Source organism: Motilimonas cestriensis (assembly GCF_021295315.1).
Taxonomy (GTDB): domain Bacteria; phylum Pseudomonadota; class Gammaproteobacteria; order Enterobacterales; family CBDFNC01; genus Motilimonas; species Motilimonas cestriensis.
Genome location: NZ_JAIMJA010000002.1, coordinates 269,948 through 288,232, shown reverse-complemented (window position 1 = coordinate 288,232; position 18,285 = coordinate 269,948). Strand labels below are relative to the sequence as shown.

The following is an 18,285-nucleotide window of genomic DNA, read 5'->3' as shown; positions in this document are numbered from 1 at the left end:
GCGCACCCTTTATAAAAAACTTATATTATCGCCTTAATAAGGGGCTTGTACCCTTGCACCACTGGCGCTATTGTAAGCATCTTGTGTTTAATATTGCCAAGTGATGAGTTATTTATACTTTGAAATAATCATTACTAAGTTGATACTTTTGACACGAGTTTAAATTAGCAGGCCAAGATGGCCGCAAAATAATTTAAAGCATCATGATCGGTTAAATGGATTTAACAACGTATTCAACAACATGCTTTATACCAGCATCGCTACGTTTACAGTTTGATGATGATAACTGTCTTCAAGGAACCAAGTCCGTCAGTTTCTGCATACGATATGCAAATTTTATGAATGGAGAAGAGACATGACAGATCTTAAAGCAGTCGCGCGCACCGCGCTCGGACTAATGGATCTTACCACCCTTAACGATAATGATACCGACGCGGATGTGATCAAACTTTGCCATCAAGCCAACAGCCCGGTGGGCACCACGGCGGCTATTTGTATCTACCCAAGGTTCATTCCTATCGCGCGTAAAACCTTAAATGAACTTGGCGCTGGCCAAGTAAAAATCGCCACCGTGACTAACTTCCCTCATGGCAACAACGACATTGACATTGCCTTGGCAGAAACCAAAGCGGCAGTGGCCTATGGTGCCGATGAAGTGGATGTGGTGTTTCCTTATCGCGCTTTTATTGCTGGCGATACAGAGATTGGCTTTGAGTTAGTTAAAGCTTGTAAGCAAGCCTGTGGCGACTCGGTGCTACTAAAAGTGATTTTAGAAACAGGCGAAATTAAAGACGCCGCGCTCATTAAACAAGCCAGTGAAATAGCCATTGCTGCAGGGGCTGACTTTATCAAGACCAGCACCGGTAAAGTGGCCGAAAATGCCACCTTAGAATCAGCCAAAATCATGCTAGAAGTGATTCGCGATACCAATACTCATATTGGTTTTAAACCTGCGGGCGGCGTAAAAACCGCGGCGCAAGCGGCGCAATATTTACAACTAGTCAGCGATATCTTAGGTGAAGATTGGATCAGTGCGGCGCATTTTCGTTTTGGCGCATCGAGCTTACTCGCTGACCTATTAACCACGCTCGACGTGAAGCACGATGTAAGCGGCGCAGGTTACTAGGCTTAATTTTATCTGGCAGGCGTTGAGCCTGCATGACATCACTTATTTAAGGTACACAAGATGGCAACTCCACATATTAATGCGCAAGCGGGCGACTTTGCAGAAACCGTATTATTTCCAGGCGATCCACTGCGCGCTAAATACATAGCAGAAACATTTTTAGACAACCCAGTGCAAGTGACCGATGTGCGTAACATGCTCGGCTTTACCGGTACGTATAAAGGTAAGCGAGTTTCAGTAATGGGCTCAGGCATGGGCATTCCTTCGTGTTCTATTTATGCCAAAGAATTAATCACTGAATACGGCGTGAAAAACCTGATCCGTGTTGGCAGCTGCGGCGCGGTGAGCGAGAAAGTAAAGGTACGCGATGTGATTGTCGCGATGGGCGCATGCACCGACTCGAAAGTGAATCGTATGCGCTTTAAAGATCATGACTTTGCCGCAATTGCGAGTTTCGATTTGTTGCGCAAGGTTGTCACGGCAGCTGAGCAAGCTGAGATCCCGGTACAAGTAGGTAATGTGTTCTCGGCCGATTTGTTCTACACCCCTGATCCAGAGATGTTCGACTACATGGAAAAAATGGGCATCCTTGGCGTAGAAATGGAAGCGGCGGGCTTGTACGGCGTTGCGGCAGAATATGGCGCTAATGCTTTATGCGTGGTGACCGTATCTGATCATATTCGCACTGGCGAACAAACCACTTCAGATGAACGTCAAACTACGTTTAACGACATGATTATTATGACGTTGGATTCACTTCTCTAATCTCGTGCTTGTTATTAAGAAAAGCGCCGAGAGGCGCTTTTTTTAGCTCTAATCTTTTTAAACGCCCCAGCATATAGCAAGAATCTGTTATTTCGATGACTTAGTTGTTAGTGTAGGAAAAATTTCAGCGCCGTAATCCTTATGATTAAAGAAGTTAAAACCCATATTATCAGTGGCTTTTTGGGGGCCGGAAAAAGCAGTGCCATTCAATTTTTAATGACGCAAAAACCAGCGCATGAAGTTTGGGCTATTTTAGTCAATGAATTCGGAGAGGTTGGCATTGATCAGGCGCTGCTCAGTGTTGGGCCTGAGCCAGATAAACGCGTGGTTATCCAAGAGGTTCCCGGCGGTTGCATGTGTTGCGCGGCTGGCGTGCCGATGGGCGTTGCGCTAAATAAACTGTTGAAAGCTGCACAACCAGACCGATTACTGATCGAGCCCACAGGCTTAGGCCATCCGCAGCAAGTGCTCAAAGCCTTAACGGGGCCACAATATAATGGCGTGCTAAACATGCAGGGTGTGATCACTTTGGTTGATGCAAGGCAAATACAGCAAGCGCGCTATCGTGAACACGATATTTTCAAGCAGCAATTGGCAGTGGCGGATTTAATTATTGCGAATAAAGCTGATTTATACCGAGGTGAAGAGCTGGCCGCCTTGGAGACTTATGTTGCTGAACAGCTAACGAAAAAGCCGCGATCTATCCGCGTGTTAAGTCAAGCCCAATTGCCCTTTGCATGGCTCACGGAATTTGCAAACTTGCCGCCTAAAGCCCCCATTTTTCAGTTGTTTAAAGCGCAGACGAATGAACCCAATATCAACCCAGCCATTTCTTTAGTATTGGCTGAGAGCGTTAGCCATTTTACCGCGCAGCAAAGTGAATATTTCAGTTGCGGCTGGGTATTTGCCAAGCAACAGTGCTTTGATAAAGAAAAACTGTTAACCCTATTAGCCTCGCTTAATGTAATAAGACTGAAAGGCGTCATGCAAACCAATCAAGGTATTATGATTATCAATCAAGTTAATCAGGAGATAACTGTGTCTAAGGCTGAACATGCCAATGATAGCCGCATAGAATTGATTTCTGATACCCCGATAAAGGAGCTCGAATTGCTAACCCAACTTAAACAGTGCTTGCTTGTGTCGCCATCAAAGTAAATCGCAGTTTGCTTCTCTTTCTCGGATTACGTAGTCACTGAGAACGTTGCTTTATTAACGAGAGCCTTGTAATTGTTGCATTATTTTTTACGTTTTTGTAACGGGCTGGGCGTTTAATAGTTAAAACTCATACTTTTCCTGCTTGTTGTCTCCGTGTTAGCTAACTATTATTCAGTTTGATTTTTAGGTGATTAATTATTTGCGAGGGATATAAATTGAATAACACACGGATGTTTAAAAGAGCCGCATTGGCAACGTTGGTTACCGCTTTGTTCGCGCCAATTCAAGTGATGGCTGCTGAAGCTGTTGATCAGGTAGTGACACCCAATATTGTCGGTGGTGGTAATGCTAATCAAGGCGAGTGGGGATTTTACACGCAGTTGGTGAGTAGCCAAGGCAATCGTTCCTACTGCGGTGCAAGTTACCTAGGTAATGCTTATGTTTTAACAGCGGCGCACTGTGTCGTTGGCGATTCTCCGAGCCAAGTAGCCGTTAAGGTAGGCGGTTACCATTATGGCGCAGCTGATGGGCAGCGCGCTAATGTCAGCCAAATTTTTATTCACCCGCAATACAATAGCGCTACCTTGGCCAACGACATTGCTATTTTGAAACTCGATCGCCAACTGCCGAGCGCACAAACCGTGCAGATTGCCCAAGGCACATTAAGCCAATATGTGCGTGAAGGTGATTTGCTAACGGTGGCGGGCTTGGGTCGAACTCAAGAAGGTGGGTTATCACCCTCAGTATTACAAGAAGTTGATGTGCCTTTGGTGTCTGATGCCGTATGTCGACAAGCGGGTGGCAGTTATCAAAACGTAGGTAGTGTTGCTTTTTGTGCGGGGTATTCGCAAGGCGGTAAAGATTCTTGCCAAGGTGATAGCGGTGGTCCAATAGTCGTTAACCAAGGCGGTGTAGTAACCCAGCTTGGTATTGTGAGTTGGGGTATTGGGTGTGCGCGCCCGGGTAAATACGGCGTTTATAGTGACATCGCGGCATTACGCCCTTGGGTCGATGGCATTATTGGCAATGGCCAGGCCGATCTTGTTGCTGTGGGCTATATCGCGAATCAGTCGTTAACAGCCTTTAATCTAGGCGAAACCAAGAGCCATAGCTTTAAGTTAAGTAACACAGGCAATGTAGAGTTTACCATTGATAGCTTAAACGTATCCAAATCGGGCGTAGCCACTACACCAGTTATTACACGAGATAATTGTAGTGCCAACACATTGCAACCTAACGCGAATTGTACCGTTGCGGTGGAGTTTGGTGGTCAAACGCTAGGTAGCGCAGAGGTTAGCCTTAACTTTGGTATTGATAAAAACAGCACCGCTTACCAAGCTAATGTAACGGCGGTTGTTAAAGATGCCACTACGCCAACACCACCGCCAACCGATAACTGCAGTGAGCAGTGGAAACCTGGCAGTGTTTATCAAGCAAAAGAAACCGTTATTTGGGCGGGTAAACAATGGCAAGCTAAGTGGTGGACCCAAGGTGATAACCCATCTGAGGCTGGTCCTTGGGGTGTCTGGCAAGAAATCGGTACGGCAAATTGTGACACCTCGCCAACGCCAGAGCCGACACCCGCGCCAACCGTTGCACCTACTTTAGAGCCAACGCCACTACCGACCGTCACACCTACCATCGCGCCAACGCAACCACCATCTGACTTGCCTAAATATGTTGCGGGCAGTTCATACGGTCCTGGTGATAAAGTGCTAAACCATGGTGTTGCTTACCAATGTAAAGGTTGGCCATTTGGTTTATGGTGCAGTGGCTCAGCTTATGAGCCAGGTAAGGGGAGTGCATGGCAAAATGCGTGGGTTAAGCTGTAATCGTTTGAAATAGCTTTATTTAATTCTGAGCCGAGATGGTCCTGTCTCGGCTTGTTGCTATTTGTTAGTGCTATCAGTATTGCTCTTTTGCACTGGGTAAACGGTATCTAACTTTTCAAAAGGTGTGCTGCTGCGATCGAGCATGCCCAAGTCTAACACTGGTGATGCATCAATGTTTTGCGCATTCATCATGCGTGCCACGCGCTGCAGTGATGAAATAATCATGGTTTGCTCCCATTCCTCCAAGCCATTAAATTGGCGTGCGAAATGATCTTGCAATGCGATTGGTGCACCTTTAAGCACCTCCACAGCTTCATCAGTCAACAGCGCATGAACCTTACGCTTATCGGTTTGTGATCGCTGGCGATACACCAAGTTCCGCTTCTCTAGCCGGTCTATGATCGTGGTCACGGTCGCTTGACTTAGGCTCATCTCATTGGCGATTTCACCAATCGTGACTTGGCCTTTATCGCGGATAGTTTGCAGCAATAATATTTGCGGCGCTGTTAGCCCGGTGGTTTTTGCTAGGTGCTTAGAATGGAGATCTGTAGCGCGTATTACACGGCGCAATGCGACCAACACTTCATCAATACTATTCAAAATACGTTCTCAACAAAAAATTTTCCCGATTATATCGCCAATTGTTTATATGTCTAAATAAATTAATTGTCAGCAATTAGCGGTGCTGAAGTGAAAAACCAGAAATTAAAAAATTAATACAAATTTTTTTAGCAATATTTCTGAGCTTCTCTACACTTTTGGCAAATTCGCCTTTATCTCAAGTCACGCTTGGCTTGGCTTGCACCAAGATGGTGAAAAATAAGGCCTGTTTGAGGGGGGAATCAATGCTGGATGGTCGAGCTGGAGGCGGTTGGGGGGCTAGAGAAAAATAAATGTATAGTGTACTATATTTCGTGTTCTAAGTTATTTTTATAGATTTAAGTTGAATTTTTGGATTTATTCCTAGGCTTACAAGCCTAAATTTATTTACTTCTATAAAGATTATTTAACTTCACTTGATTGAAATACTTAATAAGGAGTTGTTTTGTCTACTATGCAAAATATAGTGTTAACCCAGCCAGATTTAGAAGATGGCATGGCCGTTTCTCGACTAGTTGCATCATGTCCGCCTTTAGATACAAACTCTGGATACTGTAATTTTCTTCAATGTGGTCACTTTTTAAGTACCTCAGTAGCCGCAAAACTTGATGATGAGTTGGTCGGCTTCATCTCTGGTTATCTAGTACCAGAGCGTCCTGACACCTTGTTCATATGGCAAGTTGCTGTATCTACTTCAGTTAGAGGTCAAGGCTTAGCATCAGACATGCTACAGCACATTCTTGATCGTACCGACTGTAAAGGTGTGCACTACATTGAAACCACAATCACTCAAGACAATCTTGCGTCTTGGGCATTGTTTGAAGCGTTTTCTACCAAATTGTCAGCTGAAATGACCTCTTCAGTATGGCTGAAAAAAGAGCAGCATTTTGAAGGTGAGCACCCTTCCGAATCGTTGGTTCGCATTGGTCCATTTAATAACCAGCCGGTGAATCATAACGGCGAAGCAATGCAAATTTTCGCTGATATGGAATCAGAAGTGCAAAGTTATGCGCGTTCATTCCCACGCATTTTTAACCGCGCCAAAGGCGAGTTTATGTGGGATGAGTTTGGTAACCGTTACTTAGACTTTCTTGCCGGTGCTGGCACGCTAAACTACGGTCATAACAATGATCTGTTTAAGCAAACCTTACTCGACTACATTAAAGATGATGGTATTACTCACGGCCTAGATATGCACACGAAGGCGAAAGGTGAATTCTTACATACCTTCAACGATAAAATTTTAAAACCGCGTGGCATGGAATATGTGATGCAGTTTACTGGCCCTACTGGTACTAACGCAGTTGAAGCAGCAATGAAAATTGCACGTAATGTAACAGGCCAACAAAACATTGTTACCTTTACCAATGGTTTCCATGGCGTGAGCCTTGGTGCATTGGCTGCAACAGGTAACTCTCATCACCGTAACGCAGCGGGTGTGAGCCTAAGTGGTATACACAGAATGCCATTTGATGGTTACTTAGGTGACAACATCGACACTACTGAGTACCTAGACAAAGTGCTAAGTGATTCAAGTAGTGGTATTAACTCGCCAGCGGCTGTGATTGTTGAAACCGTACAAGGTGAGGGTGGGATTAACACCGCCAGTCTTGAATGGTTACGTAATCTGCAAACTGTGTGTCGTAAACATGGCATCTTGTTAATCGTTGATGATATTCAAGCGGGTTGTGGTCGTACTGGTGATTTCTTCAGCTTTGAAGAAGCGGGTATTGAACCAGATATTATTACCTTGTCTAAATCATTAGGTGGTTACGGTTTACCACTGGCTGTGGTGTTAATGAAGCCAGAGCTTGACCAATGGAAGCCGGGTGAACACAACGGTACCTTCCGTGGTAATAACCTTGCCTTTGTTGCTGCTAAATCAGCCATTGATCACTACTGGTCTGACAATAAGTTCTCAAACGACGTTAAGCGTAAAGGTCGTTATATCACAGAGCGATTAACTGACATTGTTGAGAAATACGGCACCGGTAACTTCAATATTAAAGGTCGCGGTTTATTCCAAGGCATCAACTGTGTAAACGGTGAGATTGCCGGCAAGATCACCAAGGCTGCCTTTGCCAAAGGTGTAATTATTGAAACCAGTGGTGCAGACGACCACATTGTTAAGTTCTTCTGCCCACTGACTATCAGTGATGACAACCTGAAGAAAGGGATAGATATTGTTGAGTCAGCGATCAAAGAAGTATGCGCTAAGACCGACGATATTCCGGAATCTGTGGTTTATTTTGAAGCCTCTTAAGGCCGATTGAATATGACACAACCCTATTCGATACAAGTTGAGCCTGGTGAAAGGAAGTTATTACCCATTGACCACCGTCAGCCGGGCTCATACCAATTAACTTGTATTCGTGGCCAAGGGTTTCTTCGCGTCATGTCGTGTTCGACACGACTGAAAGTGAGAGCGGGCGATAGCATTGCAATATCAGCCCGCGATATTGCCACTTTAACCGCGAGCGACCCAATGGCCGTGATGCTAACAGAAAATTAAAGAGTACTAATAATGATCCTTCGTAATCTAACAGAAGCTAATCAATCTAACCGCCGTATCGTGTCACCTGATGGTAATTGGGAAAGCACGCGCATGTTGCTTAAGCAAGACAACATGGGCTTTTCTTTCCATATCACCACTATTTATAAAGGTGCTGACTTCCAGATGCATTATCAAAATCATCTTGAATCGGTTTACTGTATTTCAGGTGCAGGTGAAATTGAAAGCTTGGAAGACGGTCAAAAACATGCCATCGGGCCAGGCACACTGTACATCCTAGATAAACACGACAAGCATATTTTACGTTGCAGCGAAGAAATGCACTTAGCTTGTGTGTTTAATCCACCTCTTAATGGTAAAGAAGTGCATAACGCAGAGGGTGCGTATGAATTAGAGGCTGAAGTAATTTAATTCCCCAATCAGCCCCTCTAGCACCCCTTCCGTTCCATCATAAACAACAAACTAAGGTAGCAACCTTAGTTTGTTGTAAAGCTTAGTGAGGTGAGCCATTCACCTTCGCCATTGTGATGGAAGCTTTATCCATAAAAAAATAGGAAAGAAGATGCATACCGTAGAAAAAATTGGTGGCACATCGATGAGCGACTACGAGTCGGTGCGTAATAATATTATTTTAAAACCGGGTAAACCCAGCTTATATAAACGTGTTTTTGTGGTATCTGCTTATGGCGGCATTACTGACCAGTTATTGGAATATAAAAAAACCGGACAACCGGGCGTGTTTGCGCTGTTTGCTAACAGCATGGAAGACCTAAGCTGGCGTGAAAAACTTGGGCTTTTAGAGCAAGAATTACTTAGCATTAATCAACAATTATTCGGTGAAGGCGAGTTACTCGAAAAAGCCAATAGCTTTATTATTGAAAAGCTCACCGATGCTAAGCAATGCTTGCTTGATTTACAAAGCCTTTGTACCCATGGTCATTTTGAACTTGACTCACACCTCACCACCGTACGCGAAATGCTTGCCAGTATTGGTGAAGCGCACAGCGCTTGGAACATGGCAACCTTACTACAACGCGATGGTGTTAATGCTCGTTTTGTTGATTTAACCGGCTGGCGCGCGAAAGAGCACGTATCACTGGACATGCGCATTCAACAAGCGTTTAGCAAAATTGATTTAACTAACGAGCTGCCAATTGTAACGGGTTATGCGCACAGCGAAACCGGTTTAATGTCGACCTTTGATCGTGGTTACAGCGAAATGACCTTTAGTCGTATTGCTGTGCTAACGCAGGCAAAAGAAGCTGTTATTCATAAAGAGTTCCACTTAAGCAGCGCTGATCCGCGATTGGTTGGTGAAGAAAACGCCGTGCCAATTGGGCGCACTAATTACGACGTAGCAGACCAACTAGCCAACTTAGGGATGGAAGCGATTCACCCTAAAGCCGCCAAAGGGTTGCGCCAAAACGATATTCCACTGCGCGTTAAAAATACCTTTGAGCCAGAGCATGCTGGTACCTTGATCACCGGTGACTACATCAGTGAATCACCTTGCGTTGAAATTATTGCAGGCTGTAAAAGTATTTATGCCCTTGAGCTATTTGATCAAGACATGGCAGGCAACCTATTTGAGTATGAGCGTGATGTGATGGAAATCATCAAACGCTTTAAAGGCCATGTAGTGTCTAAAGATATGAACGCTAACACTATCACGCACTATCTTTCAGCTAACTTGAAAACCGTTAAGCGGATCCGCGCTGCGATTGAGAAGCTGTTCCCAGAAGCAGATGTGAATCAACAACGTGTTGCCATCGTGTCGGCGATTGGTAGTGATTTACAAATTCCAGGCATCTTAGCTAAAACAGTACAAGCGATTGCTAACAGTAATATCAGTGTATTAGCGATGCATCAGTCTAAGCGCGAAGTAGACATGAAGTTTGTGGTGAATGAAGCTGACTATGATGAGGCGGTGAAAAGCTTACATGCGGCCTTGGTTGAAGTACATAATCACGGACAAGCTATATGCCTCGCATCCTAATTGCCTGTTTACTGTTAGTTGTCGCGTGGCCGATGTTTGCTGCCACGCCAGCAGAGCAGCAAGCGCTCAAAGAAAAAGAAGCGCAGGCACAGCAAGTAGTCGAGGCGCTTGATGCGCCTCTCTATAACCCTTTTGTTGAACGTTATGTGCTTGATGAACTCAAACAGCTTAGGGTTGAACAAGCGGCAACGAAACATGAGCTGATCCAACAAATTGTGGATCGTGAACATAAGTCCGTTGACCGCGCGGTGGCTTATGCCACCGACACTGTCACCTATTTTTTCTATTTGATCGCGGCAGCTACCTCGGTATTAGTGATTGTTGGTTGGTCGTCAATTCGTGAAATTAAAGAGCGCGTGCATACCTTGGCAGATGAGGAAATTACTAAACTGATCCATGAGTATGAAAAACGCCTTGAAACCATAGAAGCGCAACTACAACAAAAAACCCTGCACATTGAAGAAAACCGAGAAGAGATAGAGCTAACCCAAGAAAGCCAATCACTCTGGTTACGGGCACAGCAAGAGTCTTCTTCGGCGAACAAAATTCGCATATATGACGAGCTGCTAAAACTGCGCCCCAACGACTGTGAAGCGCTTACTTACAAAGCGGATGCGGTGCTAGAACTTGATGAGCCGCAATGGGCCGCCAATTTATGTCATCAAGCGTTGATCATTGACAAAGAAAATAGCCATGCCTTTTATCAATTGGCCTGTGCTTATACCGCAATGCAGCAATTTGATGAGGCGATCAAGTACTTGTCTCAGGCAATTAGTCGCCAAGAAAGTTACCGAGAAGGGCTAAATGACGACCCAGCCCTCACGCCTTTATTGGAAAAGCAGGACATACAAGAAATCATCAATGGACTATAAGGTATCAATAGAGAGCTAACTAATAATTCTATTTTTCTGTTTTGTTAACTATGCTTTATGGGAATAAAAATAAAATTGCTAAGATAGCCGTGACAGAGCGGTTTAATCAATAAAGCCGCTTTATGATGATTAAAAGGGCTAAAAGTGGCGTATTAGCTGCCGTTAGTCTAAATATCATCAGATAAAACGAAACTGATAAATAGTTAGAAAACGAAATGATCTTAGTGGTAATTTGTTTAGTTGCCTAAATAAATGGTTCAAGGAATAATGAATGTCGACCATATTGGAAGTGCAAAATCTGTACAAGGTATTTGGCGATAAACCCGATCAAGCGTTTCCGCTGATCGATAAAGGTTTAGATAAAGACCAAATATTTGCACAAACAGGGTTAACGGTAGGGGTACATGACGTATCTTTATCGATTAACCAAGGCGAAATTTTTGTCATTATGGGGCTTTCAGGCTCCGGTAAGTCCACCTTAGTGCGCTTACTTAATCGTCTCATCGAACCAACTCGTGGCAGTGTATTGCTCAATGGTAAAGATATCGCGCATATCTCGACCGAAGAGCTTATAGAAGTGCGTCGAAATAACATTTCTATGGTGTTTCAAAGTTTTGCACTAATGCCACACATGACAGTGATTGAAAACACCGCATTTGGTTTAGAGCTAGCCGGGATTGATCTGCCAACCCGACATCAGCAAGCCATGTCGGCGTTAGAGCGAGTAGGGCTAGACAGCTACTGTGACTCGTTTCCAGATGAATTATCCGGCGGGATGAAGCAGCGAGTCGGCCTTGCACGTGCATTGGCTTGTGACCCTGACATTTTGCTAATGGACGAAGCTTTCTCGGCGTTAGACCCGCTGATCCGCACCGAAATGCAAGATGAACTTATCCGCCTGCAAAATGACGATAGACGCACCATAGTATTTATCTCGCACGATCTGGATGAAGCCATGCGCATTGGTGATCGCATCGCCATTATGCAAAATGGCGAGGTGGTGCAAGTAGGCACCCCCGATGACATATTACATAACCCCGCCAATGACTATGTTAGCTCCTTCTTTAGAGGCGTGAATGTCGCCACGGTATTTTCCGCAAAAGACATTGTGCGTAAAAAACCTGCAGCGGTGTTTAACAAATCAGAATATGACGGCCCAGCATCGGCCATTCAGCATTTGGTTGACCATGATCGTGATTACGGTGTGGTGGTTGATAAAAGCAATAAATATCTAGGTATAGTGTCACTTGATTCTCTGAAGCAGGCTTATAAAGAGCATCGCTCGCTGGTGAGTGCGATCTTAGAAGATACCTTATGTCTCGACCCAGAAGTACCCGTGGGTGAACTGATTGGCCCTGTCGCCAGTGTTGCTTACGCGGTGCCTGTGGTTGACGAAAATAAAAATTACTTAGGGGTCATCACCAAGTCCCGTTTATTACAAACTTTGGATAGGGAATAGTCATGGCTGAAGCAGAGAAGAGTAATGACCCATGGGCCAGTAGCCCAACAGAGGTACCGAGTGCTGATCCTTGGGGTGGTAGTGCATCGGATGCGACGAGCACTAACCCTTGGGCCACTGACACCGCATCAGGGGCCAATGATTGGCTAAACAGTGCGCCGACAGAATCAGTCCAATTTGATTGGCTGCACCCGTTTCAAGATGCAATTATTCCTTTTGATAATTGGGTTGAAACCGGGCTTAACTGGCTAGTTGAACATGGCCGACCGTTATTTCAAGCTATTCGGATACCGATTGATTTTATTCTAAGTACCTTTGAAACCACCTTGGTTTCTACTCCCGCACCCTTCATGTTGCTGATCTTGTTTCTATTTGCATGGCAGTTCGCTGGCATTCGATTAGGCGTAGCAGCACTGTTTTCATTGCTTATTATTGGCTTGATTGGCGCTTGGCCTGAGGCCATGACCACCTTATCGTTGGTCATGACATCGGTGTTCTTTTGTTTAGTGATCGGCTTGCCCCTTGGCATTTGGCTGGCACGCAGTAAAACCGCCGCCCAATTTGTCCGGCCAGTGTTAGATGCCATGCAAACCACACCGGCCTTCGTCTACTTGGTGCCCATTGTCATGCTATTTGGTATTGGTAATGTGCCCGGCGTAGTGGTCACCATCATCTTTGCCCTGCCGCCGGTAGTGCGCTTAACCATTCTCGGCATACATCAAGTGCCAGAAGAGCTAATAGAAGCAGGCCATTCATTTGGCGCAAACTCAAAACAAATGCTCTATCGTATTCAATTACCACTGGCGATGCCAACCATTATGGCGGGCGTTAACCAAACCTTAATGCTGTCTTTGTCTATGGTAGTGATTGCCTCGATGATCGCGGTAGGTGGCCTTGGTCAAATGGTACTACGTGGTATTGGTCGTCTTGATATGGGCTTAGCGGCTGTAGGTGGGCTAGGTATTGTTATCTTAGCTATTCTACTTGACCGGATCACCCAATCGATTGGTGCTAAATCGCGCGATAACAAAGCGCGTTGGTTTCACAGTGGACCTGTAGCACTAGTGTTAAATGTTGTTTCTAAACCGAAAAAATCAGTTAATCAAACAGGAGAGTCAAAATGAGTTATTCATGGGCTAAAACCATGGCTGTAAGCCTACTAACCAGTGCCACATTAAGTGGTGCAGCATTGGCTGAATCTTTACCTGGTGAAGGGGTGACAGTGCAACCCGTGCAATCAACCGTGGCCGAAGAAACCTTCCAAACTTTGATCGTTAACAAAGCGTTAGAAGCACTGGGTTATGACGTTAAAGAAACAAAAGAAGTGGACTACAACGTTGGCTACACCTCAATAGCCAAAGGTGACGCAACTTTCCTTGCGGTAGGTTGGTTTCCACTGCACGCAGATAAATACACCATGTCGGGCGGCGATGAAAGCTTCTCTCGCACTGGCGAATACATCAGTGGTGCTGCACAAGGTTACTTAATCGATAAAAAAACCGCTGAAAAATATGGCATTACCAATGTTAGCCAATTAACCGACCCGAAAATTGCCAAACTATTTGATGCCAACGGTGACGGCAAGGCCGATCTAACCGGCTGTAACCCAGGCTGGGGTTGTGAGTTAGTGGTTGAAGAGCATTTAACCGCTTACAAATTACGTGACACGGTGACCCATAACCAAGGTAACTATGCCGCTATTATTGCCGACACCATTTCACGTTACAAAAAAGGTGACCCAATTTTGTATTACACGTGGACACCTTACTGGGTAAGTGGTGTATTAGTACCGGGTAAAGATGTTGTTTGGTTAGAAGTGCCATTCTCAGCATTGCCGGGTGAGCGTAAAGACATTGATACCACGCTGCCAAATGGTAAAAACTACGGCTTTGAAATGAACTCAATGCGCATTGTTGCTAATAAAGAGTTTACTGAGAAAAACCCAGCCGCGGCTAAATTATTTGAAATTATGAAGTTGGACATTAACGCGGTCAGTGCGCAAAACATGATGATGAGCCAAGGTAAAAATAGCTCAGCAGACATTGAAGCACACGCTAATGGCTGGATTGCAGCAAACAAAGCCACCTTTGATGGCTGGATTGCAGAAGCGAAAAAAGCAGCCATGTAATAGCGCTGCTACTAAATAGTAAATTGTTTTCAACAGGCCGCTCAGCGGCCTGTTTTATTTTCAGTGGCTAAAACTTAGTAAGGCTGAGAAATCAACTTTGTTAGGCCAACCCCCAGTATTACCAAGCCATTTCACCGGTATGCACTTTTGCACCAATCTCAAGAGCTAACGGCATTGCTGCTTGTGGGTAAGCTTGGCTCATGGCGTTAATTAGCTCAGCACTGTTTTTAGCTTGGTTTTTTTCGCTGGCAAACGTTGCTAAGTAAGACAAAGAATACTGTACATTTGATAGATCCAGCGCCGTGCCTTTTTTCATATGGCCGGGGATCACTACTTCAGGCTTAAGTGACTGCATTTCTTTTAACTGCTTTGACCATGCCTGTTGCTCTTCATCTGATTGTGCATCCGCCATCCACAGGTGTAAGTTGCCATAAACAGCCACATTACCCAAAATAGCCTTATTCGCAGGGATCCATAAGTAAGGGCGGTGAGCTAACTTGCCTTGTGCACCTTTAATATCAATTTCAACCCCATCAATGGTAATCGTGCTAGCAGTGTAAGCGGTTGGAATGATCGGATTAACCGGCGCATTAGCGCCCATTTTGGGTGCCCAAAACGCAAGCTTACCCTTCATCTTTTGTTCTATTACCGCGCGTACCGCTGGCGTGGTGATGATGGCTGCATCAGGAAACATCTTATGCAGTACTTCTGCGCCAAAGTAATAATCTGGATCCGCTTGGCTAATAAAAATAGTTTTTAAGGTTTTGCCTGAGTCTAGAACATTGGCCGCAATGCGCAGCGCGTCGGCTTTAGAAAAACCCGTATCAACCACTAAGGCTTCGTTTTCGCCGTAAACCAGCGTTGAGTTAACATGAAAGCTACTTTCATCTGCGTTGTAAACTTTTAGGGTAAGTGGTTTAGCAACTTCTGCGAATGCTGAGTGGCTAAGTAGAGTGGCTGCTGTTAATAGGGCTAACTTTTTCATATCTATCTCCAAAATGTCTTATTGAGCGTTTGTTGTCTTCGAGATGTATAGTAGAGATTTGATCCGCTCAGAAAAATAGACAATACTGAACATCATTGTTTCATATTGTGAGCAAGTGATGGACAGATTAACGGCAGCAAAAGTGTTTATTGATGTAGTGCATTGCGGCAGTTTTACCGCCGCAGCCGACCGGCTGGATATGTCACGAAGCATGGTTACCCGCTATGTAGACGGCATGGAAGCTTGGTTGCAAACGCGCTTATTGCACCGCACCACCCGCAAAGTGACCTTAACCAGCGCCGGTGAAACCTGCTTAAAAGAGATAGAAACCTGGTTAGAGCAAGGGGAAAAACTCGCGTTATATGGCGCCGATCCGCTTGCCTTAACCGGACGAGTAAAAATAGCCACCAGTGTGTCGTTAGGCTTGTCTTTACTGGCGCCAGCAATAAAAGCATTTCAAGACCAACACCCGCAAATATTTATCGACCTGGATGTGCAAGACACGGTAAAAGACATGACCGAGCAACAAATTGATCTTGCCATTCGTGTTACCGCCTCACCGTCAGATGCACTTATCGGCAAACCCATTGGCGTGTGTGAATCGGTATTGGTTGCCGCCCCTGATTACTTAGCGCAAGCCGCGCCAATCATGCAGCCGCAAGATCTAACCGCGCACCGCTGCTTAGGCTATAAAAACTTTGCTTGGAGCGTGTGGCATTTAGCCAAAGACGACCAGTTTGAGGCCGTTGAAGTGTCTTGTCACTTAACCGCGAATGAAGCCACAACCTTACTCTATGCCAGCATTAGCGGGGCGGGGGTGTCGTTGCAGCCCACTTATTTAGCCAATAAGTACATTAAATCTGGCGAACTTTGCCACGTACTGCCGCAATGGCAACCCAATGAAATGAAGATTTACGCCCTGTACTCGTCACGTAAACATCTGTCGCCCGCAGTGCGCGCCTTGATTGATCACCTTGAACAATACTTTGCTGATCATCCTTGGTAGGATTATTTAAGGAGTAATCAAGAGTGTGTTAACAGTTTAAGGACAAGGGCAGGTAGTCGGTTAGCAAAGCGCAGCGCTTGCTAACCGGTTTTAGGGTTGGGGACTTACTGGTTTATAAAGTCTTTAAAGCGTTGTTGCGTTGCTTTGTCTGCGCGGTTGTACCAAAAATGCAGCATCTCTTCAGCTGTTCCGCTATCAACTTGCTTGGCTGTATTAGCGCCAGCACTTGACTGAGCGTTTGTTGTTGCGGTCTTCTGTAGCGCGATAGCCGTGCTGGCACCTGCGCCACCCGCGAGAACGATAGCTGCTTTACCGCCTGCTTGGTTGTAGTCTTTGGCCTCATCAACATAGTCGCGACCCAGTTGCATGCCTTCTTTGGTCAGCTTATCTTCAACCTTGGCAATAGTGTTACCTGACTGGTCAACTAGCTGCCACTTAAGGTTGCTGATGTTCTTCTCGGCGCTGCGATAGCTTTTATAATCAGGCAGTACAAATGACGCCTGGCTATCACTGGCTGTGAACTTAGCAATAATGGTGTCACTTACCGCGCTGATTTCTTCCCCTGCTTTATTGAAAGCGGCCTCATAGCGAAACACAATTTGGTTTTCGCCATTAGGCAACACCAGCGTGTTGTTACTTGAAAATAGGCCGCTCGACAGCTCCACCTTTTCGCCATTAGCCACTAATAAGTTAACATTTTCAGGTACGGTTAAAGTAACATCAGCCTGCGCCGCCGCACTCATTGACAGAGCCATAGCTAAAGCTAATGGTTTGATAATACGCATTATTTAAAACCTTTTATGGTAGTAAGCTTGCTAGTTATAACGCGGGCAGTTAGTGAGCACACCGTGGCAACGCGCTATAAAGTGAGATTGTAAATGTGATATTGAGGTTGCCGTTTTAACTGGCGAATTACAAGACAGAATAAGTGCTAAATTTGACATTTTTATGAAGGTGTTGGTTTGTTGGCATCGCGACGTTTGCAAAGCGAGTAAAAACGCGGTGGTTGGGGTGTTGCGACGCGGGAGTTGAACCCGCATCGATAAAATTTTAACTGTTTGTTTTTAAATTGGTTTTTGCAATCATCTGAAAGTTCGTGCTACTAACGTGCTATTTGGGGGAGCTTGGCTCTATTGTGTGGCTAAGTACAGATGTACCAATTCATAAGCGATCTGAAGTTCAGTGTATCGAGTGTGCTCCAATCTTACAATTTACCCTCGACACTACTCACCTTGAACAGAATGAGTTAGCACTTGCCCCAACCGCATATATTCTTAGTCACAGTTTTGTCTGAATACAACCGGGATGCTGAGATAAACCGATAAGTTACTGTTTACCTTGGATAAAAATAGTGTAAATATTGAGGGTATGTTTTAGACGCCGTTTTGGGGTATTTTATCACCCCACTTTGGGATCTAATAAGCTGTTATGAGCTAGGAAAGGTTCAGGCATATGAATGAAAATGAATACGCGAAGCATATGATTTCTTGGATCGAAAAGCTTGGTATACCTGATATCGAAGTTGCACAAAAAGCCTTTTCATTGTCGAAGACATATTGGAATGACGGCGTGCCTCAGAAGTTTGATGTGATTAAGCAAGAGCTATGGTCATGGGTTGATCTTAATGGAGGTCCGAGGCTTACTGATAATTCTGATATGACAAAAGTCAGAATGATCCTATGTATCGCAACTGAGAGTGTACATGAAGTTCAGGATATGGGGTTCTTTGAAGATCTTTTAGTAAGTCTGGGGTATAGCTACAAAGAAGCATATGAAGGCTCATAACAAATTCTTGCACCATGTGCCCTATAAGTCCTGGGCTACGCCCAGCCGGGCAAGGACTCAA

At 45.0% G+C, this 18,285-nt stretch carries 17 protein-coding genes; 14 read left to right on the top strand and 3 right to left on the bottom strand.

The annotated features are described in order from the left end of the window. Positions 1-355 precede the first annotated feature (355 nt). The 4 genes from deoC (at position 356) to K6Y31_RS03070 (ending at position 4,881) form a co-directional block, all read left to right on the top strand. Positions 356-1,126, top strand: coding sequence for a deoxyribose-phosphate aldolase (gene deoC, locus K6Y31_RS03085; protein ID WP_233051370.1), 771 nt, complete (start codon positions 356-358; stop codon positions 1,124-1,126). Positions 1,127-1,186: 60 nt separating this feature from the next. Next, entirely contained in the window at positions 1,187-1,891 is a 705-nt protein-coding gene (deoD, locus tag K6Y31_RS03080; RefSeq protein ID WP_233051369.1) for a purine-nucleoside phosphorylase, read from the top strand. Between the two features lie 141 nt (positions 1,892-2,032). After that, complete coding sequence (locus K6Y31_RS03075; protein WP_233051368.1) at positions 2,033-3,049, top strand: CobW family GTP-binding protein; 1,017 nt, start codon at positions 2,033-2,035, stop codon at positions 3,047-3,049. Between the two features lie 248 nt (positions 3,050-3,297). Further along, a complete protein-coding gene (locus K6Y31_RS03070; protein ID WP_233051367.1) occupies positions 3,298-4,881 on the top strand; it encodes a trypsin-like serine protease in 1,584 nt (527 codons plus the stop codon). 57 nt (positions 4,882-4,938) lie between these two features. Here K6Y31_RS03070 and K6Y31_RS03065 read toward each other — a convergent pair whose 3' ends face one another. Beyond that, positions 4,939-5,481 carry a MarR family winged helix-turn-helix transcriptional regulator gene (locus K6Y31_RS03065; RefSeq protein ID WP_233051366.1) on the bottom strand — a complete coding sequence of 181 codons (543 nt, stop codon included), beginning with the start codon at positions 5,479-5,481 and terminating at the stop codon, positions 4,939-4,941. A 454-nt stretch (positions 5,482-5,935) separates the two neighbouring features. Between K6Y31_RS03065 and ectB the strand changes: the two genes are divergently transcribed. The 8 genes from ectB (at position 5,936) to proX (ending at position 14,448) form a co-directional block, all read left to right on the top strand. Then, complete coding sequence (ectB, locus tag K6Y31_RS03060) at positions 5,936-7,744, top strand: diaminobutyrate--2-oxoglutarate transaminase (RefSeq protein WP_233051446.1); 1,809 nt, start codon at positions 5,936-5,938, stop codon at positions 7,742-7,744. Between the two features lie 12 nt (positions 7,745-7,756). Beyond that, positions 7,757-7,993: a hypothetical protein gene (locus tag K6Y31_RS03055; protein WP_233051365.1), complete on the top strand. Its 237-nt coding sequence runs from the start codon at positions 7,757-7,759 to the stop codon at positions 7,991-7,993. A 12-nt stretch (positions 7,994-8,005) separates the two neighbouring features. Further along, positions 8,006-8,404, top strand: a complete 399-nt coding sequence (locus K6Y31_RS03050; RefSeq protein ID WP_233051364.1) for an ectoine synthase — start codon at positions 8,006-8,008, stop codon at positions 8,402-8,404. Between the two features lie 151 nt (positions 8,405-8,555). After that, positions 8,556-9,989 (top strand): aspartate kinase, encoded by a 1,434-nt coding sequence (locus K6Y31_RS03045; RefSeq protein ID WP_233051363.1) that lies wholly within the window; start codon positions 8,556-8,558, stop codon positions 9,987-9,989. After that, positions 9,974-10,861 carry a tetratricopeptide repeat protein gene (locus K6Y31_RS03040; protein WP_233051362.1) on the top strand — a complete coding sequence of 296 codons (888 nt, stop codon included), beginning with the start codon at positions 9,974-9,976 and terminating at the stop codon, positions 10,859-10,861. Before K6Y31_RS03045 ends, K6Y31_RS03040 begins: the two co-directional genes overlap by 16 nt. A gap of 271 nt (positions 10,862-11,132) precedes the next feature. Beyond that, positions 11,133-12,320, top strand: a complete 1,188-nt coding sequence (gene proV, locus K6Y31_RS03035) for a glycine betaine/L-proline ABC transporter ATP-binding protein ProV (RefSeq protein WP_233051361.1) — start codon at positions 11,133-11,135, stop codon at positions 12,318-12,320. A gap of 2 nt (positions 12,321-12,322) precedes the next feature. Further along, positions 12,323-13,444 (top strand): glycine betaine/L-proline ABC transporter permease ProW, encoded by a 1,122-nt coding sequence (gene proW, locus K6Y31_RS03030; RefSeq protein WP_233051360.1) that lies wholly within the window; start codon positions 12,323-12,325, stop codon positions 13,442-13,444. Further along, positions 13,441-14,448 carry a glycine betaine/L-proline ABC transporter substrate-binding protein ProX gene (gene proX, locus K6Y31_RS03025; RefSeq protein WP_251080746.1) on the top strand — a complete coding sequence of 336 codons (1,008 nt, stop codon included), beginning with the start codon at positions 13,441-13,443 and terminating at the stop codon, positions 14,446-14,448. The genes proW and proX overlap by 4 nt, the downstream gene beginning before the upstream one ends. A 118-nt stretch (positions 14,449-14,566) precedes the next feature. Here proX and K6Y31_RS03020 read toward each other — a convergent pair whose 3' ends face one another. Next, positions 14,567-15,433, bottom strand: coding sequence for an MBL fold metallo-hydrolase (locus K6Y31_RS03020; RefSeq protein ID WP_233051359.1), 867 nt, complete (start codon positions 15,431-15,433; stop codon positions 14,567-14,569). A 118-nt stretch (positions 15,434-15,551) separates the two neighbouring features. Between K6Y31_RS03020 and K6Y31_RS03015 the strand changes: the two genes are divergently transcribed. Continuing rightward, on the top strand, positions 15,552-16,439 hold the full coding sequence (locus tag K6Y31_RS03015; protein WP_233051358.1) for a LysR family transcriptional regulator: 888 nt from the start codon (positions 15,552-15,554) through the stop codon (positions 16,437-16,439). A 104-nt stretch (positions 16,440-16,543) separates the two neighbouring features. On the opposite strand, the gene K6Y31_RS03010 is transcribed toward K6Y31_RS03015, so the two are convergent. Continuing rightward, the gene (locus K6Y31_RS03010) at positions 16,544-17,224 is read right to left on the bottom strand and encodes a DUF2057 family protein (RefSeq protein ID WP_233051357.1); all 681 of its coding nucleotides are present in this window, start codon (positions 17,222-17,224) and stop codon (positions 16,544-16,546) included. Positions 17,225-17,891: 667 nt separating this feature from the next. On the opposite strand from K6Y31_RS03010, the gene K6Y31_RS03005 reads away from it, so the two are divergent. After that, on the top strand, positions 17,892-18,224 hold the full coding sequence (locus tag K6Y31_RS03005; RefSeq protein ID WP_233051356.1) for a hypothetical protein: 333 nt from the start codon (positions 17,892-17,894) through the stop codon (positions 18,222-18,224). Positions 18,225-18,285: the final 61 nt, after the last annotated feature.